Below are 23,458 nucleotides of genomic sequence, written 5' to 3' on the forward strand. Positions count from 1 at the left end.
GCCTAAGGTAACTTTGCGTTGGATAAGGCAACGAAAAAGTGTTCGCTTATCAAAGCGTTTGCCGACGCTGACTGAGCAAAGGCAATAAACTCTGCGGCCAAGCCACCAGCAGGGCCTGCGGTGACCAGATTCAATTGTCGGGACAATGGATAAGAGCCATCGGCTACATGGGCGGTAGTCGGTGCAATATCTGCCATCGGCAGCAGTTTGATCGGCGTACCGTATTCAGCTTCGAACTCGGCGGTACCAATCGACACATAGCCAATCGCACCCGGATTGCCGGCAACGGTTTTGATGCCTTGCTGATTATCGCCAATGACAACCTGCGCCCGGATATCACTGTTTTTCAGCTGAAAGAATGCCAAAAAAAGCTCAAGCGTTGAACGGCCTTCGGCTTTATTGACCACCGTGATCGGGCGATCCGGACCTCCAAGCGCTTTCCAGTTGGTTATTTTGCCGGTAAAAATAGCGATTGTATTTTCCCTGCTGAGTGCGTTCACGGGGTTGCTGGCGTGGGTGATAATGCTGATGCCGTCCATCGCGAAAGGGTAAGCGGCCAGGTCATTTTCATTGTCGTTAAGTGCCCGTGAGACCATGCCGATATCAGCTCGCCCTTCGCGTGCATCCGCGATTCCTCTGGACGATCCCCCGGTTTGAACGTCAATTCGCGTACCTGGGTTGGCTTGTTCAAAGGCTTTGCCAATATCCGATATGACAGGTGCTACCGTGCTGGAGCCGGTGATGGTGAGGCGCGATGATTCTGCCTGGACGGCGAAAACTAGACCACTGGAAAGGATCAGGATGGCCAGGCGTCTCAAGCAGAAATCAAGCATATACATTACTCTTCGATAGCAAGGGAGCGCATGAATGTAGCAATAACGACGGGCTCGATGCGCTGGCTTGTGTCATTGGTCAGCTGCATCTCCAGTTGGCTGATACGCAGTCGTAAAACATCATGGCATTGGGCAAAGGCTGCACGCTTGAGGTTGTCGCCGCCCTCTAGCGCAGCAGGATCCGGCAGGCCCCAGTGCACCCGTTGCGGGGTTCCAGGGAACTGTGGGCAAGCCTGCCCTGCATTGCCGCATACGGTGAGCACAATATCCAAAGGCGTCGCCCCGGGTACAAGAAACTCATCCCAGCTCTTGCTGCGCGGTGGCTGATCAGCCTCCCAACTGCCGAGCTGCTCCAGAGCTAACGGGTTGATCCGGCCTGTCGGCTGGCTGCCGGCGCTGAACGCCTGAATATAATCGCCGAGTAATCGATTGAAGAGCCCCTCGGCCATAACGCTGCGAGCCGAGTTGCCAGTACACAATACCAGCAGCCGAATGGGTGAGGTTTTCAGCAACATGCGCCAGCCCCAGCTGTCGAGCCGTTGCTGTTGCCGCTGTCATACGGCAATGCGCCGCCGCAGCCAGGGAAAATACCGTAATGCTGATCAAAATTGCCGATAAACTCGAAGTGGGATTCGAAGCGGCTGTGCTTGAGCATGCGCCACGTATTACCGCACACTGGAAAGATGCGACCGCGTTCGATTGCGTGATGCTTGTCGAGCTGGAACAGGTGTTCAGCTTCGGGGATGCTGCCGCGATAAATGACAGCCTGGCCGTAGTCCTCGCAGGCGGGCTCAAGTGCATCGAGCTTGAAAAGACGATAAGTTGCTGAATAAAAGCGGGTGTTGCCCAGCTTGGCCGCGATCTTCGGATCGGTGATCTCCAGTGGGCGATCCTCGACAAGGCGAGGGTCGAGGAAACCATGGCGTCGTGCTAGGTTCTCGAAGTCATTCCAGTACAGCGCTCCCCCCAGACACTCGCCATACAAGACTTCATCCTGTTGCAGAGCCTCGGGCAGGCGACGATCGGCGTAGATATCGGAGAAATACAGCTCGCCACCGGGCTTGAGAAGCCTGTAGGCCTCGCGAAGTACCGCATCCTTGTCCGGAGAAAGGTTGATCACGCAGTTGGAGACAATCACATCGATGCTATGGTCGGCCAGATTGAGGGTATCCAGCTGTTCAATGTAACCTTCATGAAAGCTGACATTGGCGAAGCCAAAGCGTTGGGCGTGGTAATCCAGATGACGGCAAGCGACATCCAGTTGTTCTTTTGTCATGTCAACGCCTGTCACCTTGCCGCTGGGCCCTGCCAGCTGAGCCAGGATATAGCAATCGCGCCCGGATCCACTGCCTAGGTCGAGGATCTGGCACCCTTGTAGCAGGTGCGGTGCCACTAGTCCGCAGCCGTAGTATTTCTCTGTGACTTCGGGATGGATATTGGCCAATAGGGGCTTGAGCCAGGCAGGCGTACTGGAGATGTCACAGCAGGCTGAGGTTTTAAGGTCGGCGCTGGTTTTAAGTACTTTGCCATAATAGTCTTGGACAGATTCGAGCATGAAGCCCCCGTGGTGAATAGTTAGCTTATGTATCAGAGCGAACGCGCTTTCAATTGTTACATCAACAGCGTGTTTTAATGTGTATTCAATTATTAACACTCTTTGCGAAGGTCCGTCTAACACGTATTTGGCTCAAGCAAACAAGGCGCTACCAGTATTAACAGGGATTAGAATCCGATGAAACGAACTCGATTTGAATTTCCCAACGGGCAGGGTGACTCCTTGGCGGGTCTGCTAGAAATGCCCGACGATGGCGCGCCGCTTGCCATGGCGTTATTTGCCCATTGCTTCACCTGCGGCAAGGACAGCGCTGCGGCATCGCGTATAGCCCGGCGGCTGGTTGATCAAGGGATTGCAGTGCTGCGCTTTGACTTCACTGGCTTGGGTAGCAGCGACGGTGATTTCGCCAATACCAATTTCTCCTCCAATATTCAGGATTTGTTGGCAGCGGCGGACTACCTGGGAAAACACTACAGCGCTCCAAGGCTGTTGATTGGTCACAGTCTGGGTGGTGCCGCTGTGTTGGCAGCAGCGCAACAGATAGCCAGTATCGAGGCCGTCGCCACTATCGCTGCACCGTCCACAGCGACCCACGTCAGGCACCTTTTTGCCGATGACCGGGCGGAGATTGAGCGCATGGGGTACGCTCGGGTAGATTTGGCAGGTCGACCCTTTACGGTCAAGGCGCAGTTTTTGACCGATCTGGAACAATGGAACTCAGCTGAGCACATTGGCGCTCTGCGCAAGGCGTTGATCATCTTTCATTCGCCGGTAGATGAGTTGGTCGATGTATCCGAGGCTGCGGCAATTTATCAGGCAGCGATGCATCCCAAGAGTTTTATCTCCCTCGACGATGCCGACCACATGCTCAGCCGCAACGACGATGCCGAATATGTAGCTAACGTGCTGGTCGCCTGGGCGGCGCGCTATTTATGATCGGCTGCGAGGTGCGTTGTTGATTCTTGTAATGGTATTTTAATAACCGTTGTTTAAAAGCAGCGTTAGTATCAATAGATGTACCTACTTAAACGACATGGTCAGCATTGATGAAAAAAATAATCGCGATTTCCTTGTTGGCCAGTGTGCTGGCAAGCGGGCTCGGCGCGCATGCCGGTCCAGAGGGTGAGAATGCCAACTTCCTTACTAAAGGTGAAATCCGCAAGATTGACCCGGATACGGGCCGCGTTACCCTTCGTCATGGGCCGATTGAAAATTTGAACATGCCGGGCATGACCATGATCTTCCAGGCTGTGCCAGCCGAGCAGCTGAGTGATCTGCAAGCGGGTGACAAAGTGAGGTTCCGTGCATCGAAGAATAATGGTAATTTTATTGTTACTGACATCGAAAAAACCCAGTAACATTCACTGTGCAACGTTGATTGCCAACCTCCCGATTCCGTAAGGAGCGGGTACTTTGATGACTGGGTACACGGACTGTGAGACTGATGCGTGCTGCCCTAGGCGTCCTCCTTTGCTCCTTGCTGCTGTCGTTCAACGCGCTGGCGGCCTCCCTGTTGGCGATTGATCACTGTATGACCGGCGGTACCCCTGAGGCACACCAAATGTCTGAACAGGCCAAGATGCAAACGCATTCTGACTGTGCGGATACCGAGCAGGGTTGGGTTAGTGCTACCGCTCAGCTGCTATGTGATCAGGGCGGAAGCTGTCATATGGGGGGTGCGGTCGTCCCTAGCGCGGCGATATTATTGTCGGCACTTCCAGACCATGCTCTTTCAGCTTTTGTACGACTTGGCTTTAGCCCTACCTACCCGATTGCATTCTGGCGCCCTCCGCGCCATTGATTCCTGAATGATCTGAACCCCGCGGGCAATTGTCTGTGGTGTCCGCTTGCACCTGCTTTTTTGACGGTGCGGCATTAGCAACAGGAATTCACATCATGTATTTCTCTTTTTCGGGTCGGCTCGGACGACGGGCGCTATCGTTATGCCTGGCGTTTATTACGACAATGCAGGCCCATGCATTAACGCTTGACCAAGCTCTGACAGAGGCTGGACGACAAGCACCTTCTCTCGCTGCCCAGGTTGCCGACCGGCAGGCTGCCCGAAGCGCTGCAATTCCCGCTGGCGAACTCCCTGATCCCCGAGTGACCCTGGGCTTGCAGAATCTGCCGATCCAGGGCGATGCTGCTTGGGATGTCAACGCTGAACGGATGACCATGCAGCGTATCGGCCTTATGCAGGAGGTGCCCAGCCGGGCCAAGCGTGAGGCCAGAGTAGAACTGGCGCAGGCTGGGATTGCGCTGGCCGATGCGCAACAGTCAGTCGAACTGCTCGATGTGCAGCAGGCGACCACCCAGGCCTGGATATCAACACTGGCGGTAGAGCGCAAGCTGGTCGTTTTCCGCCAGCTTTATGCGGAAAATCGGCTGTTTGCCAAGGCCGTCGAGGCTAGGTTAGCTGGTGGCCGCGGTCTGGCGGCGGACAGCGTTGGGCCACGCGAAGAGGCAGCGACGCTCGCTGATCGAGAGGACCAACTCTTGCGCGAAGAAATCCAGATGCGTGCCCAGTTACGCCGCTGGGTTGGGGACTTCGCAGCGCAGCAACTGAGTGGAGGCTGGCCCCAGTGGCCGGTCGATGCCGAGCGCTACCGCGATAATCTACAGCGTCATCCGCAACTTGAGGTATTCGACCCATTGCAGCGTCAGGCCGAAGCGCGGGTTGATGGCGCCCTTGCCGAGAAGAAGCCGGACTGGAGCTGGGGCCTTGATTACCTCAGGCGCAGCCGGGAATTCGGCGACATGGTCAGCCTCAATGTGACCTTTGATCTGCCAGTATTCTCTGCCTCTCGCCAGGACCCCGCAATTGATGCCGAACGTGCCGGCCTTGCGCGTGTGTATGCGCAGCGAGAAGCCGTAGTCCGCCTTTATCGTCTCGAACTGACCGACGAGCTCGCCGAATATCAGCGCCTGGAACGCACTCTGGTCCGCTCGGAACAAACCCTATTGCCGCTGGCAGAAGAAAAGGTCGGGTTGGCCATGACCGACTATCGCGCCGGCAAAGGTGAGCTTGGCGGCGTGATCGTCGCCCGCGAACAATTGATCGCCGTCCGTCTACGTCATATTGATCTCACACGGGACCGCTCGCTGAGCAACGCCCGTCTCCATTTCGCTTTCGGAGCTGACCGCCCATGAACTTTTCATTTAGACAGATTTTTTTGCTGCTCAGCATGCAGTTCCTGCTGGCACCCGTATCAGCGCTGGCCCAGCCGGCAAACGAGGAGCGCGATGTGCTTTATTGGTACGATCCGATGTATCCGCAACAGCGCTTTGACGAGCCGGGACCGTCGCCGTTCATGGATATGGACCTGGTGCCCCGCTATGCAGAACAAGATGCCGACAGCGAAGGGCGCGCCGTGATGCGGATTGCTCCGGGCATCATGCAGAATCTGGGGATGCGGCTGGCTGCGGTCAGCCGTGAACCGGTCAGGGTCAGCATCGTTGCAACCGGACAAATCACCTTCAACCAGCGCGATCTTGCTGTGGTGCAGGCGCGTAGTGGTGGCTTCGTCGAGCGGGTGTATGGGCTCGCACCTCAGGACCTGATAGAGCAAGGCGCGCCCATTGCAGATCTGCTGGTGCCGGAGTGGGCTGCGGTGCAGGAGGAATACCTGGCATTGCGCAGCCTTAATGAGCCTTCGCTCATTGCTGCTGCGCGCCAGCGCATGCGCCTGGCCGGCATGCCTGATGCCCTGATCCGCCAACTGGAGCGCAGTGGTCGCGCTCAGCCGTTCTGGACCTTGAGGAGTCCAATCGATGGCGTGGTGCAAAGTCTCGATGTACGTGAGGGCATGACGCTATCTGCGGGTTCGACGCTGGCGCAAATCAATGGGTTGAATACGGTGTGGCTGTTGATTGAAGTGCCTGAAGCAGAGATTGCCAGCCTGGAGGCTGGACAAAAAATCCAGGCACGCTTGCCGGCGCTGCCCGGCGAAACACTCGAAGGCACGATCGAAACCCTATTGCCTGAGGCTAGCCGTGACAGCCGCACCGTCCAGGTACGCGTGGTACTCGACAATGCGCAGCAACGGTTACGGCCGGGCATGACGGCGGAAGTATCGCTGGATCGGCAGGAGGCCGCCGCGCTGGTTGTGCCCACCGAGGCATTGATCCGCACCGGCAGACGCACGCTGGTGATGGTGGCTGAAGAGAAGGGCCGGTTCCGTCCAGTAGAGGTTCGCATCGGTCGCGAGACAGAAGATAAAACAGTGGTTCTGGATGGGCTGGTGGAGGGCCAGCAAGTGGTGGCCTCAGGTCAATTTCTGCTCGATTCGGAAGCCAGTCTTCGCGGTCTCACTGCCACGCCTACGACCCCGGCGACCCCCATGTCAGCGCCCGCACCGATGTTGCATGAGTCAGAGGGCACCATCGTCGGTCTGGATGACGATATGTTATTCCTTGAGCATGGCCCATTTGAAACATTGAATATGCCCGGCATGACCATGGGCTTCCCGCTGTCCGATCCATCGCTGCTTGAAGGGCTGCATGAGAACGATCGGGTTCGCGTCGGGGTACGCGAAAGTGATAATGGCCTGACCATCGACAGGATCGAGAAGCTCGGAGGCCAGCCATGATTGCCGCGACTATTCGCTGGTCGGTAGCCAATCGTTTCCTGGTGCTGTTGGCTACGCTATTTGTGGTTGCCTGGGGGACCTGGTCGGTGCAGAACACGCCAATTGATGCGCTGCCAGACTTGTCCGATGTGCAAGTGATCATTCGCACCCCGTATGCCGGTCAGGCACCGCAGATCGTCGAGAATCAGGTGACCTATCCACTGGCCACGACCATGTTGTCAGTGCCAGGGGCGAAAACCGTGCGAGGTTATTCGTTCTTCGGCGACAGCTACGTCTACGTCCTGTTTGAAGACGGCACCGATCTGTACTGGGCGCGCTCGCGCGTGCTCGAATACCTGAGCCAGGTGCAAAGCAGTCTGCCCAGTGCCGCCAAGCCGGCACTGGGCCCGGATGCCACGGGGGTAGGCTGGATATTTCAGTACGCATTGGTAGATCGTACTGGCCAGCACGATCTGGCGCAGTTGCGCTCGTTGCAGGACTGGTTTTTGCGTTACGAGTTGAAAACGCTGCCCAACGTGGCCGAGGTCGCGCCGATTGGCGGGATGGTTAAGCAATACCAGGTAGTACTTGATCCGGTGCGCATGGCGAGTCAGAAAATCACCCAGCAACAGGTCGCCCAGGCAATTGACGACGCCAACCAGGAAACCGGCGGCAGTGTGCTAGAACTCGCCGAAAGCGAGCTCATGGTGCGTGCCTCTGGCTATCTGCAGTCGCTGGCTGACTTTCGGGGTATTCCGCTGCGCTTGGGTACCAGCGGGGCGCCGATCACACTCGGCGACGTTGCCCATATCCGCTTGGGCCCGGAGATGCGCCGCGGCATAGCCGAGCTCGACGGTGAAGGGGAGGTCGTGGGTGGCGTGGTCATCCTGCGCAGCGGCAAAAATGCCCGCGAGACCATTGAGGCGGTCAAGACCCGGCTTGAAGAGTTGAAAAAGGGTTTGCCAGAGGGTGTCGAGATCGTTACGACCTACGATCGCAGCCAACTGATCGACAGTGCAGTCAAAAACCTCAGTTATAAGCTGATCGAAGAATTCATCGTGGTGGCTCTGGTATGCGTTCTCTTCCTCTGGCATCTGCGCTCGTCGCTGGTCGCCATAGTCTCGTTGCCGGTGGGTATATTAATCGCGTTCATTATCATGCAGCGCCAGGGTGTCAACGCTAACATCATGTCCCTGGGGGGGATCGCGATAGCGATTGGTGCGATGGTGGATGCCGCCATCGTGATGATTGAGAACGCACACAAGCACATTGAGAATTGGCATAAACGCAACCCTGATCAGCAACTCAAGGGTGAGGCGCACTGGAAGGTCATCACTGATGCGGCCGTTGAAGTGGGACCCGCTTTGTTTTTCAGTTTGCTGATCATCACCCTGTCGTTTATACCGGTATTTACGCTCGAGGCGCAGGAGGGGCGTTTGTTCGGTCCGCTGGCCTTCACCAAAACCTACGCGATGGCTGCTGCGGCTGGCTTAGCTATCACACTGGTGCCTGTGCTCATGGGTTACTGGATTCGTGGCCGCATTCCCGCCGAAGAGCGCAATCCCATCAGTCGGGGATTGATTCGGATTTATCAGCCGGCGTTGGACGTCGTTCTGCGCTGGCCAAAAGCGACGATCGTAGTCGCTCTAGTGATCTTTCTCAGTGGGCTTTGGCCAGCCAGCCAGTTGGGCGGAGAGTTTCTGCCGCCGCTGGATGAAGGCGACCTGCTTTATATGCCTACCGCCTTGCCTGGCTTGTCCACGCAAAAGGCTTCGGAACTGCTGCAGCAGACCGATCGAATGATCAAATCGGTGCCGGAAGTCGCACGGGTGTTCGGCAAGGCTGGTCGGGCGGATACCGCCACCGACCCGGCGCCGTTGACCATGTTCGAAACCACGGTGCAGTTCAAGCCGCGGGACCAGTGGCGAGCGGGCATGACCCCGGAAAAACTGGTCGAGGAGCTGGATAGGGCGGTGCAGGTTCCCGGTTTAGCCAACCTATGGATCCCGCCGATCCGTAATCGTATCGACATGCTCGCCACCGGGATCAAGAGTCCTATCGGGGTGAAGGTATACGGCGCCGACCTGACGCAGATCGATCGCGTAGCCCAGGCCGTCGAAAAGATCGCCAAGGACGTTCCCGGCGTCAGCTCGGCGATTGCCGAACGGCTGACGGGGGGGCGTTATATCGATATTGACATCGACCGCGCAGCGGCTGCGCGCTTCGGGTTAAATATTGCTGATGTACAGGCAATCGTTGCCGGTGCCGTAGGTGGAGCGACAATCGGTGAGACGGTCGAGGGTTTAGCTCGCTATCCCATCAGCTTGAGATATCCGCGCGAGTGGCGCGACTCACTGTCAGACTTGAGGCAGCTGCCGATTTATACACTCCAGGGTAGTCAGATCACCTTGGGTACGGTGGCAGAAATCGGCATCAGCGATGGCCCGCCCATGCTCAAGAGTGAAAACGGACGATTGACCGGTTGGGTCTACGTTGACGTGCGTGACCGGGACATGGCCGCAGTGGTTGCGGACTTGCGCAAGCAGATTGATAACGAAGTCGAGCTTGCTCCGGGCATGAGCATCAGCTATTCCGGTCAGTTCGAGTTCATGGAGCGAGCCAACGCCAGGCTCAAGCTGGTGGTTCCGGCCACGCTGATGATTATCTTCGTGCTGCTATATCTGACGTTCAGGCGCTTTGACGAAGCCCTCCTGATTATGGGCACTTTGCCGTTTGCACTCACCGGGGGTATCTGGTTTCTGTATTGGTTGGACTACAATCTGTCCATTGCAACAGGGGTCGGCTTTATTGCTCTGGCTGGCGTGTCGGCGGAGTTCGGCGTGATCATGTTGTTGTATTTAACCAATGCACGGCAGGAACGGCTCAAAGCGGGATTGACTAACGAGCGCTCACTGATTGAGGCGATTAGGGAAGGCGCAGTGCAACGGGTCAGACCCAAAGCTATGACCGTGGCGGTGATTATCGCAGGTCTGTTGCCGATCCTTTTGGGAAGCGGCACCGGCAGTGAGATCATGCGACGCATCGCGGCGCCGATGGTCGGCGGCATGATTACCGCACCCTTGTTGTCGCTGTTTGTCTTGCCGGCGGTCTATCTGATGATGCGGCGTCGAGCGACTCAGCCGAACTCGCCACCCCCTGACGTGTCCTAACCAAAGCCCATCGCTACGGCGGATGACTCATAATACGGAGTCGTCCTCCGGGCCGGAATAAACCGGAGCAAAACCGCCGCCGGAGGTGCGGAAGTTGGTGGTCTGTCCTTGATATAGACGTAGTTGCGCAGGTCGAACTTGAGCACTTGTGGCGCTTCGTTATCGTCCAGTACGCGCAAGCCGGGCGCTATCAAGGCCTGGGCAACATACTCGCCAGCGAGTATCTCTTCCCATACGCGACGGGTGAGCTTGTCGCCGCGATAGGCCGCGCGACCGCCGTAACCGGCTGCCGGCTTGAAAAAGAGTCCCTTGCGTTGGGACCATAGACGGTCGGCCTTGTCGCGATGGACTTGCTCGGTGTGCGGAATCCCGGCGAGCAGGATTCTCCGGATGTCTTCCGGCACGCCTAGGCGCAGCAAATGTGCTTCGCTGCTTAACAACACCAGGTTGCGTTTGTCAGCGTAAAGCGCGTGAGCTTCCGGGTGTGGTGTCAGCACTGTGGCATCGGCAAGGTAGGCCTGAAGCAGGCGGTTGTTAGTCTTCGACTCGAGCAGAAAATCGGTTAACCGGTTGTACACCAGATCAATCGACACATCACCATGCCACAGAGTGTCGGAGCGCAACTCCAGGTCTGCCGGATCAGCGATGACGGTTTCAATCCCATGATCTTCAAATAGCTTTTTGAAGAGCATGAACTCGGGATACAGATATTGGTTTGTTGATTCTTCATCGACGATCGCAATGCTACGCAGTGTTCGGTCTCGACCAGCTAAAGCCCATTCCTGGCGAAACATGGTGACGATACTGGACTCAAAGCTTTCCGCCTGCGCAGGTGGCGGCACCAATCCGGCGACCTCTGGACAACATGTTCGCCGTGCACGGGCCATCAGTGAGTTAGCAGGGCGCCGCCGGCGTTTGTGTTGATCTCAATCAACCCGAAATCGCTCTCTGTAGCGTGAAAGTCGTACCCCATGAAAACTCCGAGCGCACCCGAGGAATGTTTGGCAATTGGCAGGGAGTGGGCGCGAATTTCTTCTCGGTAGGCGGGCAAAGCGAGGACCGATTCAATCGCAGCAATGAGTTCACTCATGCGTGTCATCTGCGCTTGTGAAACGAATACGGGCCGAGCGGCAAATACGGTTGGGCAGCGTTCTTGAAGCAGCTCGAAGAGATCCGGCTCGCCGGCCTCTCTAGCCAGCGCCAGGTGCAGCGCTTGTTGATCCAGGCTAATGCAAAAGCAGTGACTATTGAGTCTCTGGATCAGGTTGGTCTGCTCGTTGTCCACGTTCATATGTCGCCCCACAGATACTGAGCGAGCGCCAGTGCGGCGACGGGTGCCGTTTCGGTTCTCAATACACGTGGTCCGAAGCGAGCAGGTTTGAACCCATTGGTTCGGGCCCGGGTGATTTCGTCATCGCTTAGCCCGCCTTCAGGGCCGATCAATAGAGCCAGACTGGCGGGATGTTGCAGGCTCGCGAGGCTCTCCTCGGTCCGGTGGTGCAGCACCAGCTTTAGATCCGCTTGCAGATCGGTCATCCATAAATCCAACGTGACGGGCGGATACACTGTTGGGATCACGCTGCGGCCGCATTGTTCGCAGGCGCTGATGGCCACCTGTTGCCAATGGGCCTGACGCTTGTCGGCCCGCTCACCCTGGAGTTTGACCTCGCACCGCTCGGTCATCAAAGGAGTGATCTGGTTTACGCCCAACTCCACAGCTTTCTGGATTGCCCAGTCCATGCGGTCGCCACGGGACATGGCCTGGCCTAGATGCACGTGTAAAGGTGACTCCGGCAAGCCTGGCTGTGGCGTGTCCAGGCGGACTGTTACTTGCCGCTTACCCACCGCGACAACCTCGCCCAGCCACTCCAGACCGGAGCCGTCGAAGACCTGAATGGGTGCGCTTGGGGTAAGCCGCATAACGCGGCCGATGTAATGAGCCAGATCGCCTTCGAGCTGATGCTCGCCAGCGACCAGTGATGCCCCGATATAAAAGCGTGAAACGCGCATCATCAGTCCCCCGGCACCATCTCGATGCTGCCGCCTACGGCCGTGGTTGCCAGGACCTCGCCGAGATGTCGAATGAAGTCTGATTGTACATCAGCACTTGGCTAGCTGCAGTCTCTCAGCGTGTGCCAAAAACCACCATGGTCTTGCCTTTCACGTCGATCAGGCCCTGCTCCTCAAGAGTCTTCAGTACACGGCCGACCATTTCACGTGAGCAGCCGACGATGCGGCCGAGTTCCTGGCGAGTGACCTTGATCTGCATGCCCGCGGGGTGTGTCATGGCGTCAGGTTGCCGACACAGGTCGAGTAATGTCCGGGCGACGCGCCCGGTAACGTCGAGAAACGCCAGGTCGCCCACCTTGCGGGTGGTGTTGCGCAGCCGCTCGGCCATCTGCCGGCCAACAGCGAAGAACAGGTCAGGATCCTGTTGGCTGAGTTCACGGAACTTTTTATAGCTGACTTCGGCGACCTCGCATTCATTTTTCGCTCTGACGCAAGCACTGCGGTCCTGGTGCATATGTTCTTCGTCGAAGAGCCCCATTTCACCAAAAAAATCGCCCTGATTCAGGTAGGCAATGATCATCTCCCGACCGTGTTCGTCTTCGATCAGGATGGTGACACTGCCTTTGATGATGTAGAACAGGCTCTCGGAATGGTCGCCCGCGTGAATAATCGTGCTGCGGGCGTTGAAGGTACGAAGGTGACAATGTGCCAGATAGCTTTCGAGATTTTTTATGCGGGGCGTCAGGGCGGTTACGGCCATGTAGGTATCCTGTCGAGCAAAACGGTGATGCCGAAGCAGATAGGTGAGCCTCAAATCCGAGACCAATCGTAATTATGTCCAGTTTTTACCATCATGGCCAGTACGAGACTTTATCGCCAAGGGCTGTGGTATTATGCACGGCCTCAGATTGTCTTGCCGGAGATAGTAATGAAAGCGCAAATCAAGTGGGTGGACGGAGCCATGTTCCTGGGTGAATCAGGCAGCGGTCATACGTTGGTAATGGATGGGCCGCCCGACGCGGGTGGACGCAACATGGGCGTTCGCCCAATGGAAACGGTGCTCATCGGTCTTGGTGGATGCGCCAGCTACGACGTGGTCAGTATCCTGAAAAAGTCCCGGCAGGACATTCGAGACGTGCAGGTTTCGCTTGATGCCGAGCGTGCTGACAGCGAGCCTAAAGTGTTTACTCGGATACATATCCACTTCCAGGTGACCGGCAAGCAGCTGAAAGAAGCTCAGGTTAAAAGGGCGGTTGAATTGTCCGCGGAGAAGTACTGCTCAGCATCCATCATGTTGGTTCGCGCAGGCGTCGAGATGACCCATGATTACGAAATCATCGAGATAGACTGAAGGTCAAGCATACGTCGAACGGGCCCGGTTTGGCGGGCATCGTTCAGATCCGATAAGTCGCCTTGGTCATCAGGCTGGAAAGCAGCGTCATCGCTGCCTTGACCGGCTCGGGGAAGACCATGCCACCAGCTTCAAGGGCCTGAGCGCCATGCTCTATCTCATCCATACGCATTTGTTCCAGAATTGCCCGCGATTTGATGTCTTCCTCTGGTAACTCGGCCAGATGGTCGTCCAGGTGCCGTTCAACCAATTGCTCAGTAGCCGCAACGAAGCCGAGACTAACGCGATCGCTGATAAGCCCGGCTGCCGCGCCCATCCCGAATGACAGACCGTAAAAAAGCGGATTCAACACGCTAGGCTGGCTATTTAGTTCGCTCAGACGTTGTGCGCACCAGGCTAAATGATCAATTTCTTCGGCGGCGGCACGCTCCATCTTGGTTCTTACGTCCGGCAGCTTGGCGGTCAGTGCCTGCCCCTGGTAGAGCGCTTGCGCACAGACTTCTCCAGTGTGATTGATACGCATGAGCCCAGCAATGTGCTGGCGCTCTGGCTCATCCATTGGCACATTGGCCATATGCTGTGACGGCGATGGTCGGTTCGCATGGGCGGCGCCAGGAACGAGCGTGCGCAAGGACTGGTCCGCCTGAGTCAGCAGGCGATCGACAAAGCTGTAACGACGGGGGGAATTCATGTGAGAGCTCCTGTACACAAATGGAATATAACGCTCGGCGCTTCGACGGCAGTGCGCTGGCTCAACCTGGCGGCCAGGTCATCTGCCGCTTGCCCAGCACATGCAGATGAATATGGTAGACCGTCTGTCCCCCATCTTCATTGCAGTTGAATACGGTGCGGAATCCGTTATCGCAGCTCTGCTCCCGAGCTATTTGTTGGGCGGCAAAAACCATGTGGCCGACCAGCGCGCGATCGTCCTCTGTCAGATCGCTCAAACAGGCTATGTGTCTTTTCGGGATCACTAGAAAGTGCACGGGAGCCTGGGGATTGATGTCGTTAAAAGCGACGACCTGGTCATCTTCGTAGATTTTTTTCGCCGGAATCTTACCTTCGACGATCTTGCAGAATAGACAGTCCACGCGTTACTCCTTGGCTGGCCTTTAAATGACTTCCAGTGTAACCATGTCGGGCTAGAATGGCATCCTATCGAAATGCTGCAAAAGGATTCGCCGGTGAAAAACGATATTCATGATCTCAATTTACTACTCGAGAGCAGGGTAAAGCTGATCATCACTGAGAGCTGGGAAGAGCAGCGCGTGCTGGAAACCATGGCCGCGCTGGCCATCAAGCGCGCACGTACCTGGTTCACCTGGGATCATGTTGATGGCTTGCAGCGGCTGGGGTTTGGTGCGGATATTGAGGATGACGAAACCAGTGATCCAGAGAAGGCCCTTGAGTGTGTGCGCAAGGATACTCAGCAATCGATTTATGTGTTCTGCGATCTGCATCCGTTTCTTGATAATCCCAGACTAGTAAGGCTGCTCAAGCTGGCAGCTATGAATACCGATACCCAGGCGCCGACCATTATGCTGGTCAGTCATCAGATCAAGCTGCCGCCTGAACTGAGTCGTCTGGCCGTCCGTCTTGACTTGAGCATGCCATCCGATGAACAGCTGGCGGCGATCATTCGTGAGGAAGCGTCCAGTTGGACCGAGCAGAATCAAGGCCTCAAGGTGCGAACCGATAATCGTACGCTCGAACAGGTTGTGCGCAATTTGCGCGGCACGACCCACGAAGAAGCACGCCGACTGGCACGCAAGCTGATTGTGGATGACGGTGCGATCACCCAGGAAGATGTCCCCGCATTGAACAAGGCTAAGTTCAGTTTGCTGGACATGCAGGGGGTCCTGAGTTTTGAGCAGGACACGGCTCATTTCGCCGATGTCGGTGGACTGCACCATTTCAAACAGTGGTTGCTGGATCGCCAGACCGCCTTTCTTGGGGTTGGCGCTATCAAGGATGCGCCCAAGGGCGTCATGCTGGTTGGTGTGCAGGGCGCTGGCAAAAGTCTTGCTGCAAAAGCGGTCGCTGGGGTTTGGGGTTTACCCTTGCTACGTCTGGACTTCGCTGCACTGTTTAACAAGTACATTGGCGAAACCGAAAAGAATCTGCGTGAAGCGCTGAAGATGGCCGATTGCATGGAGCCCTGCGTTCTCTGGATCGATGAGATCGAGAAAGGGCTGGCGCCGGACAGTGGCGATCAAGGAGTATCACGTCGTTTGCTGGGCACCTTGCTGACCTGGATGTCGGAGCGTCAGAGCCGGGTTTTTCTGGTAGCTACAGCCAATGACGTTAGTCAGTTGCCGCCGGAGCTGATTCGCAAGGGCAGGCTCGATGAGCTATTTTTCGTTGATCTGCCGGCAATGGCAGTGCGTGAAGATATTCTGCGCATCCATCTGCAAAGACGGGATATGGATGCAGGCAATTTCGATCTCTCCAGGTTGGCGCTGGCTAGCGAAGGCTTCTCTGGTGCGGAGATAGAACAGGCAATAGTCTCTGCCGTTTATGCTGCATCAGCCAGGCAGCAGAGTGTCACTGACGCGCATGTTCTGGCTGCTTTGACGCAAACGTCCCCCCTTTCTGTCGTCATGAGTGAGCGGCTGCAGGCACTTCGGACCTGGGGGCACGAGCGCGCGGTCATGGCAGGTTAGAAAGGCTTTACAACGACCAAGATGACAACCGTTACGAGCACCAGAACCGGTGCTTCGTTGAACCAGCGATAGAACACATGCGAGCGTGTGTTGTTATCCGTAGCAAATCGCTTGAGCATTGCCGCACAGGTGAAGTGGTAGGCCACGAGCGCAATGACCAGGGCCAGCTTTACATGCATCCAGCCTTGAGTCAGCCATGCGGGTGCCAGCATTACCAGCCAGATCCCCAGGCCTATGGCGATGATCATCGAGGGCAGCATGATGCCGCGGTAAAGCTTTCGTTCCATTACCTTGAAGCGCTCTTTGCTGACGTCGTCCTTGCTTTGTGCGTGATATACGAACAGGCGTGGGAGATAAAACAGGCCGGCAAACCAGGTGACTACCGCAATGATGTGAAAGGCCTTGATCCACAGATACACAATTAGATCCTCGCAGGTGGTTGATACTCCCCGCCGCGAGGAAGGGAGTGCTGGTAATTTGCGTCAGCGGTTTTATGATAGGGGGTTATCAGTTATCAGTCATGTTCAAACGATTCAGGAAGTAAAGATGATCAATATCGGCATAGTAGGCGGAACCGGCTACACCGGCGTCGAGTTGCTTCGGCTGCTCGCACAACACCCTCAGGCGCATGTTGAGGTGATCACCTCGCGATCTGAAACCGGCATCCGCGTAGTGGATATGTACCCCAATCTGCGTGGCCACTATGACGATTTGTGTTTCAGCGTGCCTGATACCGACGCCCTGGGCCGCTGCGATGTGGTTTTCTTTGCTACGCCGCACGGTGTAGCCCACGAAATGGCTGCCCAGTTGCTGGCAACGGGCACCCGACTTATCGACCTGTCGGCCGACTTCCGGTTGCGTGATGCGGATGAGTGGGCGCGCTGGTATGGTCAGCCCCATGGCGCGCCAGAACTACTTGACCAGGCGGTATACGGCTTGCCTGAAGTCAATCGTGAGGCTATTCGCGGTGCGCGTCTCATAGCTGTGCCTGGTTGCTACCCCACAGCGGCTCAGCTCGGTCTGCTTCCCTTGTTGGAAGCGGGGCTGGCAGACAATGACCGTATCATTGCCGATTGCAAATCGGGCGTCAGCGGTGCCGGTCGTGGGGCCAATGTCGGATCACTTTTCTGTGAATCCACAGAAAACATGAAAGCCTATGCTGTGGGTGGTCACAGGCACTTGCCGGAAATTCGCCAGGGCCTGCAAGCGGCTGCTGGTATGCCGGTCGGGCTAACCTTCGTGCCACATCTGACGCCGATGATTCGAGGTATACACGCGACCTTGCACGCTACTGTGAAGGATCATTCGGTGGATCTGCAGTCCTTGTTTGAGAATCGTTATTGCAATGAACCCTTTGTGGATGTGATGCCGGCTGGAAGTCATCCGGAAACGCGCAGCGTGCGCGGCGCCAACGTATGCCGAATTGCTGTGCACCGGCCGCAGGGTGGAGACCAGGTTGTCGTGCTGTCGGTTATCGATAACCTGGTGAAAGGAGCTTCTGGTCAAGCAGTACAGAATATGAATATCGCCTTTGGTCTCGACGAAACGATGGGCTTGTCTCATCCAGCGCTTATGCCTTGATGCGCTTTTTCAATCGGCATCGACCGATGCGTGATCACAGTATCGTACTGATGCCGCGGCAGTCGAAACTGATGGGCGTATTTAAATTCTGTGTCCTTTTGCTTCTGGTTCTGTCTATCCCGGCGACCTATTGGTACGCACGGCAAGCAGGTCAATGGTCGCAGGCCGATGTGGTTCAGGAACGTGACGGCCTGCTGGTTCAGCGCGAAGAAATAGTGCGAGAGCTGAATGCGTCGCGGCAGCATGCGCAGCAACTGCAGGTTGATTTGCTGGTCGCAGTCGAATCTGGCGCAGAGAACCGAGGCATGGTTCAGGAGCTAGAGCAGCAGCTGTTCCATCTCCAGCAGGACCTTGCCCAGTATAAAGGTGCTCTGGTGCCCAATGCGGCCTCACCGGGGGTTCGTATTCAGGCGTTTGAATTGCAGGCGACAGATGATCCCGGTCGTTTCCGATACAAGATAATGGTCAGTCGGGTAGGTGATGAAGAGGATACGTTCAAGGCTCGGCTGGTCATGCAGGTCCACGGGCGGCAGAATGGCACAGAAATCAGCCTGCCTCTCGCAGAGCTGACGGATGCTGATGATGACGATGGTATTTTGCTGGATTTCCGTTACTTCCAAGTTGTGCCTGCCGGCAGTGAAAACGCGGAGATGCGCCTGCCTGAGGGCTTTGAGCCGATGCGAGTAGAGTTGCAGGCGCTACAGAACGGCTCGACCGTGGTCGAGCGTACATTCGAATGGACAGCCACAGGAGCGAAACCCTGATGTGGGGCGCAGACAAGCATAAGAAAATGGACATTGGCAAATTTGGGGGTAAAACTACTATTGTGGCCCAGGATGCCGAGATACAAGGCAACATCAGTTTTACGGGTGTTCTTCAGGTCGACGGCCGAATCATTGGTAACATTGATGCCGAGCAGGGTCTGGTGCGAATAAGCGAACACGGGCGGGTCGAAGGTGTCATCCATGTTCCCAATGTGCTGATAAACGGAGAAGTGACCGGGGACGTGCACGCCAACGAGCATCTGGAGCTTGATGCGAAAGCGCGGATCTGCGGTGACCTGTATTACCAGGTCATCGAAATGGTCATGGGTGCACAGATTAGCGGTACGCTTAACCATATGAATGAAACAGCATCGGTGACTCCGATCGCGCGAATCACCGCTCGCTCCAATCCTGATGAATAGTTGACCAAAAGAGTCGGGAAAAGGATAATGCTTAACTTGTTGTGCTGTTGCACCTGTCGCTGGAGGTTATATGTCGACTGCTGAGATTTTTATCCCTTCCCCCATGTTGTTCAGTGACACTGCGGTGTCCAAGGTACGAGCGCTGATCGACGAGGAAGGAAATGAGCGGCTAAGCCTGCGAGTATTCGTTACGGGCGGAGGTTGCTCTGGTTTTCAGTATGGCTTCACCTTTGATGATGAGCTAGCCGAAGACGACACTATTGTCGAGCGTGAGGGTGTGAAGCTGGTCGTTGATCCGATGAGCTTTCAGTATCTTGCAGGTTCAGAAGTCGACTATCAGGAAGGTCTGGAAGGTTCACGCTTTGTAATCAACAATCCTAATGCTGCAACCACCTGTGGTTGTGGGTCGTCCTTCTCGATTTGATCCGCGGGCGTTAATTCAGGCAGGGTAAAGTGCACCGAGTATTCTCGGCCCGCTAGCGCCGGTCACTGCCGGCAGATTACCCGGCTGGGATTCCTTGTGGCGCCAAGCCAGCCATGCAAAAGCGATGGCTTCCATCCAGTCTGGATCGACTCCAAGAGAAGCGGTAGTCTTTACTTGCATGCCGTCACCAAGCAGTGATTGCAGGCGCTCAAGCAGTAGTCCATTTCTTGCGCCGCCTCCGCACACCGTCACATTTCGAGTGAGAGGTGCGCTGCGCTGCACATCCATGGCTATCGTGTATGCGGTCAACTCCAGCAGTGTGGCCTGGATGTCTTCGTTGCGAGGTGGCTCCCCTGAGATCTGGGCAAGCTTTTGAGCAAGCCAGTTTGGATTGAAGTGCTCTCGACCAGTACTTTTTGGGCCCAAGCGATAAAAGTATTGATCGCTGAGCATCAACTCCAGTAGTGCAGGGGAGCAGATGCCCGTGCGCGCCCATGCGCCGCCATCATCATATGATTTTGATTGGTGCAGCTGAATCCAGTGGTCCATCAGCACATTACCCGGCCCGCTATCGAACCCGACAGCCGGCTGGTCCCGCTCCAGCACGGTCAAGTTGGCGAAACCACCTACATTCACCAGTGTTCTGGTTTGCTCCGGCGAACGCAGTAACCATTCATGGAACGCGGGCACCAAAGGGGCGCCCTCTCCTCCGGCAGCTAGGTCTCTGCCGCGAAAGTCAGACACTACGCTGATATGGGTCAGTTCAGCCAGTAGATCGGGAGCTCCAATCTGGCAGCTGAATCCTAGCTCGGGGTGATGACGTATCGTTTGCCCGTGGCTACCGATAGCTGTTATTTGACCTGATTGCAGTTGGTTTTTTTCCAGCAGTGCATGCACGCCCTGTGCAGCCAGGCGAGCCCAGGCTTGTCCGGCGATGCCAGAGCGGCGGATCTCATCCATGCCGGGAGAGCAGAGGCTAAGCAGTTGTTCGTGTAATGTATTGGGGATGGGCATGCAGCAGGCGTCTATCAATACCGCCTGTCGGGGTGAGGAAAAAGCAACGAGTGCTACGTCGATACCATCCAGGCTGGTGCCTGACATGATACCGACATACAGGTTTTCCAATCAGGGCTCCAGCAATGCCAGCTGGCTAGCGCTTTGTTGGTCCAGGCTGACCATCATTTTGTTGCTGATGGCCATGAACGCTGTCCGCTCGGCTTTTGGTACGGGATCGGACACAGGCAGTTCAATACCCAAGGGATCTACGTGGCGACCATTGACTTGAAACTCATAGTGCAGGTGAGGACCTGTAGCCAGCCCCGTCATGCCTACATACCCGATAATCTGACCCTGTGTAACGTTGCTCCCAGCACGAAGACCGTTCGCGAAGCGACTCATGTGAGCGTACAGCGTTTTATATTTCTGGCCATGTTGCACGACAATGGCATTGCCGTAACCGCCCTTGCGTCCAAAATGCACAATACGCCCGTCTCCGGTCGCTTTGATGGGGGTGCCGGTGGAGGCGGCGTAGTCGACGCCGTTATGGGCGCGAATTTTGTTCAAGACCGGATGGCGGCGATTGGGATTAAAGCGTGAGCTGATGCGGGCAAACTCCACTGGCGTGCGGATAAATGCCTTGCGCAAACTGGTCCCATCTGCGCGGTAGTAACTGCTGTATCCGTTCTTGTCAGTGTAGCGAACCGCAGTAAAGGTCTTACCTTTATTGGTGAATCGCGCAGCGAGAATATTTTTGGTGCCCACGGGTTTGTCGCCAACATGCAGTTCTTCGTACATCACCTCAAAATTATCGTTCTCGCGGATGTCCCGAGCGAAATCGACGTCATAGCCGAAGATGTTGGCCATCTCCATGGTGAGTCCATGAGACATGCCGGCTTGTTGTGCTGCAAGGAAAAGTGAACTGCGGATATCACCTCGGGCAAAACGGCTGCGTACTTCGGGCTCAATAAGGACCTTGCTGAACACGTAACCGGTATCGGACCGCTCGACTTTCATCGTTTCCAGGTCGCTCACTTTCGAGCGCATTACCTGCAGGTCTCCGGCATTGTCCAGCTTGAACTCAAGCACCTGACCAACCTTGAGGCGGGTAAATCGCTTTGCCTCTTTGCTACTGTTAATCACATTATGCAAGGTACTTGCACCAAGCCCGACTTCGTTGAAGAGAACAGACAGTGTATCGCCACTTTCAACGGTTACTGCCTGCCAGGCGGCAGGCTTGGTCGGCGCTTTCGTCTCGGATAGGACCATCATGGGGGTGTTGTCTGGCACATCCGAAGCACTGGCTTGGCCGTTGATAGCACTTTGCGAGCCGCTCATCGGTTGTTTTGACGAAAATGTGACCGTTTCCTCGATCAGGGCATCCAATTCTTCAGATAAAACATTTGACTCTGTTGATTCGCCGATGTGGCCTGTTTGCAAGTCGAGTGGAATGAATGTTTTGCGAGCTTCGACGTCAGTAGTGGGGATAACGAGCAGAAAGATGCTCAGCGCAGCTGCTATACCGCTAGCGGCCACTAGGTGGCTTTTGGGGTACAGCGGCGATTTTGTCTTGTGGAAAGCCATAAGCGCTCTTGTCGTTGATTCTGAGTAATGTGTAATATCTTGCTAAATTATAACTGAAATTGCTTCGTGGCAACCTTTCTGGCGTGCCACCCGTCAGTTTTCCAGCGCCACTAACGTGCGTTGTCCTGCAATCATACCCCTTTCGAACTTGTAATTGATCATCAATGTTGTATGTTTGGCTGCCTTTTTTGCCAACTCAACTACAGGATTTGCAGATTTATGAAGCCGGTCGACGAGCAGTTAGCGTTAATCAAGCGCGGCGCAGACGAGATTCTGGTCGAGAGCGAGCTGAGAGCTAAGCTTGAGCGCGGCGTTCCGTTGAGAATCAAGGCTGGCTTCGATCCCACTGCACCAGACCTGCACCTGGGCCATACCGTCCTTATCAACAAGCTTCGGCAGTTTCAGGAACTGGGTCATGAGGTTCTTTTTCTGATTGGAGATTTCACTGGAATGATCGGTGATCCGTCAGGAAAGAATGTGACCAGGTTACCGCTTACCCGTGAGCAGGTAATGATCAACGCTGATACCTATAAAGAGCAGGTATTCAAGATACTGGATCCCGCGCTTACTCAAGTCATGTTCAATTCGACTTGGATGGACAAGATGAGTTCTGCGGATATGATTCAGCTGGCTGGTAAATACACGGTTGCTCGCATGCTTGAGCGTGATGACTTTGATAAGCGCTACAAGTCTGGTCAGTCGATCGCAATCCATGAGTTTCTGTATCCGCTGGTTCAGGGCTATGACTCGGTCGCGATGCAGGCGGATGTGGAACTGGGAGGGACAGATCAGAAGTTCAATCTGCTCATGGGACGCGAGTTGCAGCGTCAGTTTGGGCAAGAGCCGCAGGTGATTTTGACTATGCCATTGCTGGAAGGGCTTGATGGCGTGAAGAAGATGTCCAAGTCGCTTGGCAATTACGTGGGCATCAATGATGCGCCCGGGGAAATGTATAACAAGATTGTTTCGATGCCCGACACTTTGATGTGGCGCTATTTTGAGCTCCTCAGCTTTCGTAGCATGGAAGAAATTGCTCAGTTGCGCGCGGATGTCGCGGGCGGAGCGAATCCGAGGGACGTGAAAATACAGCTGGCTGAAGAGTTGGTTACGCGCTTCCATGGTGTCGAAGCGGCTGCAAACGCGCACCGCTCTGCAGGTAATCGTCTAAAGGAGGGTGAGCTCCCTGAAGATTTGCCCAGCGTGTTGCTAGAAGCGGATGAGGCCATGCCTGTAGCTGCGGTACTGAACCGTGCAGGCATGGCGAAGAACGCTGCGGCCATCAGGGATCTTCTAAATGCCGGATCTGTAAAGGTAGACGGCGTCGTTGTTGATCGCGATTTTGTCTTCTCTCTGGACCACGATTACGTGTGCCAGGCGGGCAAGAAGAGGTTTGCACGAATTCGTATCGAAAAGCCTTGACGGCAAAACCTCAGCCCCTATAATGCGCGTCTGCCCAGAGGGGGCGCTTTGTATAAAGCGTTTTACAATCAATGAGTTAGCGATAATTCAGGGGTTGACAGGGCAGGCAGAGCAGGTA

Annotated in this window: 24 protein-coding genes; 12 read left to right on the plus strand and 12 right to left on the minus strand. The window is 55.8% G+C overall.

The genetic code is table 11. The features are described from left to right. Window positions 1–2 precede the first annotated feature (2 nt). Genes ACJAXR_RS14035 through ACJAXR_RS14045 form a run of 3 tightly spaced genes read right to left on the minus strand, consistent with a single transcriptional unit; the run spans window position 3 to window position 2,388 of the window. On the minus strand, window positions 3–833 hold the full coding sequence (locus ACJAXR_RS14035; RefSeq protein ID WP_415058889.1) for a phosphate ABC transporter substrate-binding protein: 831 nt from the start codon (window positions 831–833) through the stop codon (window positions 3–5). 5 nt (window positions 834–838) lie between these two features. After that, the gene (locus ACJAXR_RS14040) at window positions 839–1,348 is read right to left on the minus strand and encodes an arsenate reductase ArsC (protein WP_415058890.1); all 510 of its coding nucleotides are present in this window, start codon (window positions 1,346–1,348) and stop codon (window positions 839–841) included. Continuing rightward, complete coding sequence (locus ACJAXR_RS14045; protein ID WP_415058891.1) at window positions 1,339–2,388, minus strand: methyltransferase domain-containing protein; 1,050 nt, start codon at window positions 2,386–2,388, stop codon at window positions 1,339–1,341. The genes ACJAXR_RS14040 and ACJAXR_RS14045 overlap by 10 nt, the downstream gene beginning before the upstream one ends. Window positions 2,389–2,565: 177 nt before the next feature. On the opposite strand from ACJAXR_RS14045, the gene ACJAXR_RS14050 reads away from it, so the two are divergent. The 5 genes from ACJAXR_RS14050 (at window position 2,566) to ACJAXR_RS14070 (ending at window position 10,126) form a co-directional block, all read left to right on the plus strand. After that, window positions 2,566–3,324 (plus strand): alpha/beta hydrolase family protein, encoded by a 759-nt coding sequence (locus tag ACJAXR_RS14050; protein WP_415058892.1) that lies wholly within the window; start codon window positions 2,566–2,568, stop codon window positions 3,322–3,324. A 110-nt stretch (window positions 3,325–3,434) separates the two neighbouring features. Next, a complete protein-coding gene (locus tag ACJAXR_RS14055) occupies window positions 3,435–3,746 on the plus strand; it encodes a copper-binding protein (protein WP_415058893.1) in 312 nt (103 codons plus the stop codon). Between the two features lie 538 nt (window positions 3,747–4,284). Further along, on the plus strand, window positions 4,285–5,538 hold the full coding sequence (locus ACJAXR_RS14060) for a TolC family protein (RefSeq protein ID WP_415058894.1): 1,254 nt from the start codon (window positions 4,285–4,287) through the stop codon (window positions 5,536–5,538). Then, complete coding sequence (locus tag ACJAXR_RS14065) at window positions 5,535–6,977, plus strand: efflux RND transporter periplasmic adaptor subunit (protein ID WP_415058895.1); 1,443 nt, start codon at window positions 5,535–5,537, stop codon at window positions 6,975–6,977. The genes ACJAXR_RS14060 and ACJAXR_RS14065 overlap by 4 nt, the downstream gene beginning before the upstream one ends. After that, window positions 6,974–10,126, plus strand: coding sequence for an efflux RND transporter permease subunit (locus tag ACJAXR_RS14070; protein ID WP_415058896.1), 3,153 nt, complete (start codon window positions 6,974–6,976; stop codon window positions 10,124–10,126). The genes ACJAXR_RS14065 and ACJAXR_RS14070 overlap by 4 nt, the downstream gene beginning before the upstream one ends. Here ACJAXR_RS14070 and ACJAXR_RS14075 read toward each other — a convergent pair. From ACJAXR_RS14075 to crp, 4 genes are all read right to left on the minus strand, one after another. Then, window positions 10,123–10,971, minus strand: coding sequence for a hypothetical protein (locus tag ACJAXR_RS14075; RefSeq protein ID WP_415058897.1), 849 nt, complete (start codon window positions 10,969–10,971; stop codon window positions 10,123–10,125). The two genes, ACJAXR_RS14070 and ACJAXR_RS14075, sit on opposite strands and share 4 nt — an antisense overlap. Window positions 10,972–11,012: 41 nt before the next feature. Next, window positions 11,013–11,417 carry a hypothetical protein gene (locus tag ACJAXR_RS14080; RefSeq protein WP_415058898.1) on the minus strand — a complete coding sequence of 135 codons (405 nt, stop codon included), beginning with the start codon at window positions 11,415–11,417 and terminating at the stop codon, window positions 11,013–11,015. Then, window positions 11,414–12,136 (minus strand): 16S rRNA (uracil(1498)-N(3))-methyltransferase, encoded by a 723-nt coding sequence (locus tag ACJAXR_RS14085; protein WP_415058914.1) that lies wholly within the window; start codon window positions 12,134–12,136, stop codon window positions 11,414–11,416. The genes ACJAXR_RS14080 and ACJAXR_RS14085 overlap by 4 nt, the downstream gene beginning before the upstream one ends. A gap of 115 nt (window positions 12,137–12,251) precedes the next feature. Beyond that, complete coding sequence (gene crp, locus ACJAXR_RS14090; protein ID WP_415058899.1) at window positions 12,252–12,896, minus strand: cAMP-activated global transcriptional regulator CRP; 645 nt, start codon at window positions 12,894–12,896, stop codon at window positions 12,252–12,254. A gap of 168 nt (window positions 12,897–13,064) precedes the next feature. On the opposite strand from crp, the gene ACJAXR_RS14095 reads away from it, so the two are divergent. Beyond that, window positions 13,065–13,487: an OsmC family protein gene (locus ACJAXR_RS14095; RefSeq protein ID WP_415058900.1), complete on the plus strand. Its 423-nt coding sequence runs from the start codon at window positions 13,065–13,067 to the stop codon at window positions 13,485–13,487. A 43-nt stretch (window positions 13,488–13,530) separates the two neighbouring features. Here ACJAXR_RS14095 and coq7 read toward each other — a convergent pair whose 3' ends face one another. Both coq7 and ACJAXR_RS14105 read right to left on the minus strand, forming a co-directional pair. Beyond that, entirely contained in the window at window positions 13,531–14,178 is a 648-nt protein-coding gene (gene coq7 / locus ACJAXR_RS14100) for a 2-polyprenyl-3-methyl-6-methoxy-1,4-benzoquinone monooxygenase (RefSeq protein WP_415058901.1), read from the minus strand. A gap of 61 nt (window positions 14,179–14,239) precedes the next feature. Then, window positions 14,240–14,578, minus strand: a complete 339-nt coding sequence (locus ACJAXR_RS14105) for a histidine triad nucleotide-binding protein (protein ID WP_415058902.1) — start codon at window positions 14,576–14,578, stop codon at window positions 14,240–14,242. Window positions 14,579–14,671: 93 nt separating this feature from the next. Here ACJAXR_RS14105 and ACJAXR_RS14110 point away from each other — a divergent pair, with 93 nt between their 5' ends. Continuing rightward, window positions 14,672–16,150 (plus strand): AAA family ATPase, encoded by a 1,479-nt coding sequence (locus tag ACJAXR_RS14110; RefSeq protein ID WP_415058903.1) that lies wholly within the window; start codon window positions 14,672–14,674, stop codon window positions 16,148–16,150. Here the strand turns inward: ACJAXR_RS14110 and hemJ are convergent. After that, on the minus strand, window positions 16,147–16,569 hold the full coding sequence (gene hemJ, locus ACJAXR_RS14115) for a protoporphyrinogen oxidase HemJ (protein WP_415058904.1): 423 nt from the start codon (window positions 16,567–16,569) through the stop codon (window positions 16,147–16,149). The two genes, ACJAXR_RS14110 and hemJ, sit on opposite strands and share 4 nt — an antisense overlap. A gap of 127 nt (window positions 16,570–16,696) precedes the next feature. Here hemJ and argC point away from each other — a divergent pair, with 127 nt between their 5' ends. From argC to erpA, 4 genes are all read left to right on the plus strand, one after another. After that, complete coding sequence (argC, locus tag ACJAXR_RS14120; protein WP_415058905.1) at window positions 16,697–17,731, plus strand: N-acetyl-gamma-glutamyl-phosphate reductase; 1,035 nt, start codon at window positions 16,697–16,699, stop codon at window positions 17,729–17,731. 26 nt (window positions 17,732–17,757) lie between these two features. Next, entirely contained in the window at window positions 17,758–18,495 is a 738-nt protein-coding gene (locus ACJAXR_RS14125; protein WP_415058906.1) for a DUF6776 family protein, read from the plus strand. A gap of 26 nt (window positions 18,496–18,521) precedes the next feature. Further along, window positions 18,522–18,917 (plus strand): bactofilin family protein, encoded by a 396-nt coding sequence (locus tag ACJAXR_RS14130; protein WP_415058907.1) that lies wholly within the window; start codon window positions 18,522–18,524, stop codon window positions 18,915–18,917. A 70-nt stretch (window positions 18,918–18,987) separates the two neighbouring features. Then, window positions 18,988–19,341 carry an iron-sulfur cluster insertion protein ErpA gene (erpA, locus tag ACJAXR_RS14135; RefSeq protein ID WP_415058908.1) on the plus strand — a complete coding sequence of 118 codons (354 nt, stop codon included), beginning with the start codon at window positions 18,988–18,990 and terminating at the stop codon, window positions 19,339–19,341. Between the two features lie 15 nt (window positions 19,342–19,356). On the opposite strand, the gene ACJAXR_RS14140 is transcribed toward erpA, so the two are convergent. Further along, entirely contained in the window at window positions 19,357–20,466 is a 1,110-nt protein-coding gene (locus ACJAXR_RS14140; protein WP_415058909.1) for an anhydro-N-acetylmuramic acid kinase, read from the minus strand. Beyond that, window positions 20,467–21,921 (minus strand): OapA family protein, encoded by a 1,455-nt coding sequence (locus tag ACJAXR_RS14145; RefSeq protein WP_415058910.1) that lies wholly within the window; start codon window positions 21,919–21,921, stop codon window positions 20,467–20,469. A gap of 219 nt (window positions 21,922–22,140) precedes the next feature. Between ACJAXR_RS14145 and tyrS the strand changes: the two genes are divergently transcribed. After that, entirely contained in the window at window positions 22,141–23,340 is a 1,200-nt protein-coding gene (gene tyrS, locus ACJAXR_RS14150) for a tyrosine--tRNA ligase (RefSeq protein WP_415058911.1), read from the plus strand. Window positions 23,341–23,458 lie beyond the last annotated feature (118 nt).

It is taken from the genome of Halopseudomonas sp. (genome assembly GCF_047631575.1).
GTDB lineage: Bacteria > Pseudomonadota > Gammaproteobacteria > Pseudomonadales > Pseudomonadaceae > Halopseudomonas.

Bases quoted from the DNA above. Each gene is read 5' to 3' on its own strand.
- ACJAXR_RS14035 (WP_415058889.1), bottom strand. From the start codon at position 833: ATGCTTGATTTCTGCTTGAGACGCCTGGCCATCCTGATCCTTTCCAGT.
- ACJAXR_RS14040 (WP_415058890.1), bottom strand. From the start codon at position 1,348: ATGTTGCTGAAAACCTCACCCATTCGGCTGCTGGTATTGTGTACTGGC.
- ACJAXR_RS14045 (WP_415058891.1), bottom strand. From the start codon at position 2,388: ATGCTCGAATCTGTCCAAGACTATTATGGCAAAGTACTTAAAACCAGC.
- ACJAXR_RS14050 (WP_415058892.1), top strand. From the start codon at position 2,566: ATGAAACGAACTCGATTTGAATTTCCCAACGGGCAGGGTGACTCCTTG.
- ACJAXR_RS14055 (WP_415058893.1), top strand. From the start codon at position 3,435: ATGAAAAAAATAATCGCGATTTCCTTGTTGGCCAGTGTGCTGGCAAGC.
- ACJAXR_RS14060 (WP_415058894.1), top strand. From the start codon at position 4,285: ATGTATTTCTCTTTTTCGGGTCGGCTCGGACGACGGGCGCTATCGTTA.
- ACJAXR_RS14065 (WP_415058895.1), top strand. From the start codon at position 5,535: ATGAACTTTTCATTTAGACAGATTTTTTTGCTGCTCAGCATGCAGTTC.
- ACJAXR_RS14070 (WP_415058896.1), top strand. From the start codon at position 6,974: ATGATTGCCGCGACTATTCGCTGGTCGGTAGCCAATCGTTTCCTGGTG.
- ACJAXR_RS14080 (WP_415058898.1), bottom strand. From the start codon at position 11,417: ATGAACGTGGACAACGAGCAGACCAACCTGATCCAGAGACTCAATAGT.
- ACJAXR_RS14085 (WP_415058914.1), bottom strand. From the start codon at position 12,136: ATGCGCGTTTCACGCTTTTATATCGGGGCATCACTGGTCGCTGGCGAG.
- crp (WP_415058899.1), bottom strand. From the start codon at position 12,896: ATGGCCGTAACCGCCCTGACGCCCCGCATAAAAAATCTCGAAAGCTAT.
- ACJAXR_RS14095 (WP_415058900.1), top strand. From the start codon at position 13,065: ATGAAAGCGCAAATCAAGTGGGTGGACGGAGCCATGTTCCTGGGTGAA.
- coq7 (WP_415058901.1), bottom strand. From the start codon at position 14,178: ATGAATTCCCCCCGTCGTTACAGCTTTGTCGATCGCCTGCTGACTCAG.
- argC (WP_415058905.1), top strand. From the start codon at position 16,697: ATGATCAATATCGGCATAGTAGGCGGAACCGGCTACACCGGCGTCGAG.
- ACJAXR_RS14125 (WP_415058906.1), top strand. From the start codon at position 17,758: ATGCGTGATCACAGTATCGTACTGATGCCGCGGCAGTCGAAACTGATG.
- ACJAXR_RS14130 (WP_415058907.1), top strand. From the start codon at position 18,522: ATGGACATTGGCAAATTTGGGGGTAAAACTACTATTGTGGCCCAGGAT.
- erpA (WP_415058908.1), top strand. From the start codon at position 18,988: ATGTCGACTGCTGAGATTTTTATCCCTTCCCCCATGTTGTTCAGTGAC.
- ACJAXR_RS14145 (WP_415058910.1), bottom strand. From the start codon at position 21,921: ATGGCTTTCCACAAGACAAAATCGCCGCTGTACCCCAAAAGCCACCTA.
- tyrS (WP_415058911.1), top strand. From the start codon at position 22,141: ATGAAGCCGGTCGACGAGCAGTTAGCGTTAATCAAGCGCGGCGCAGAC.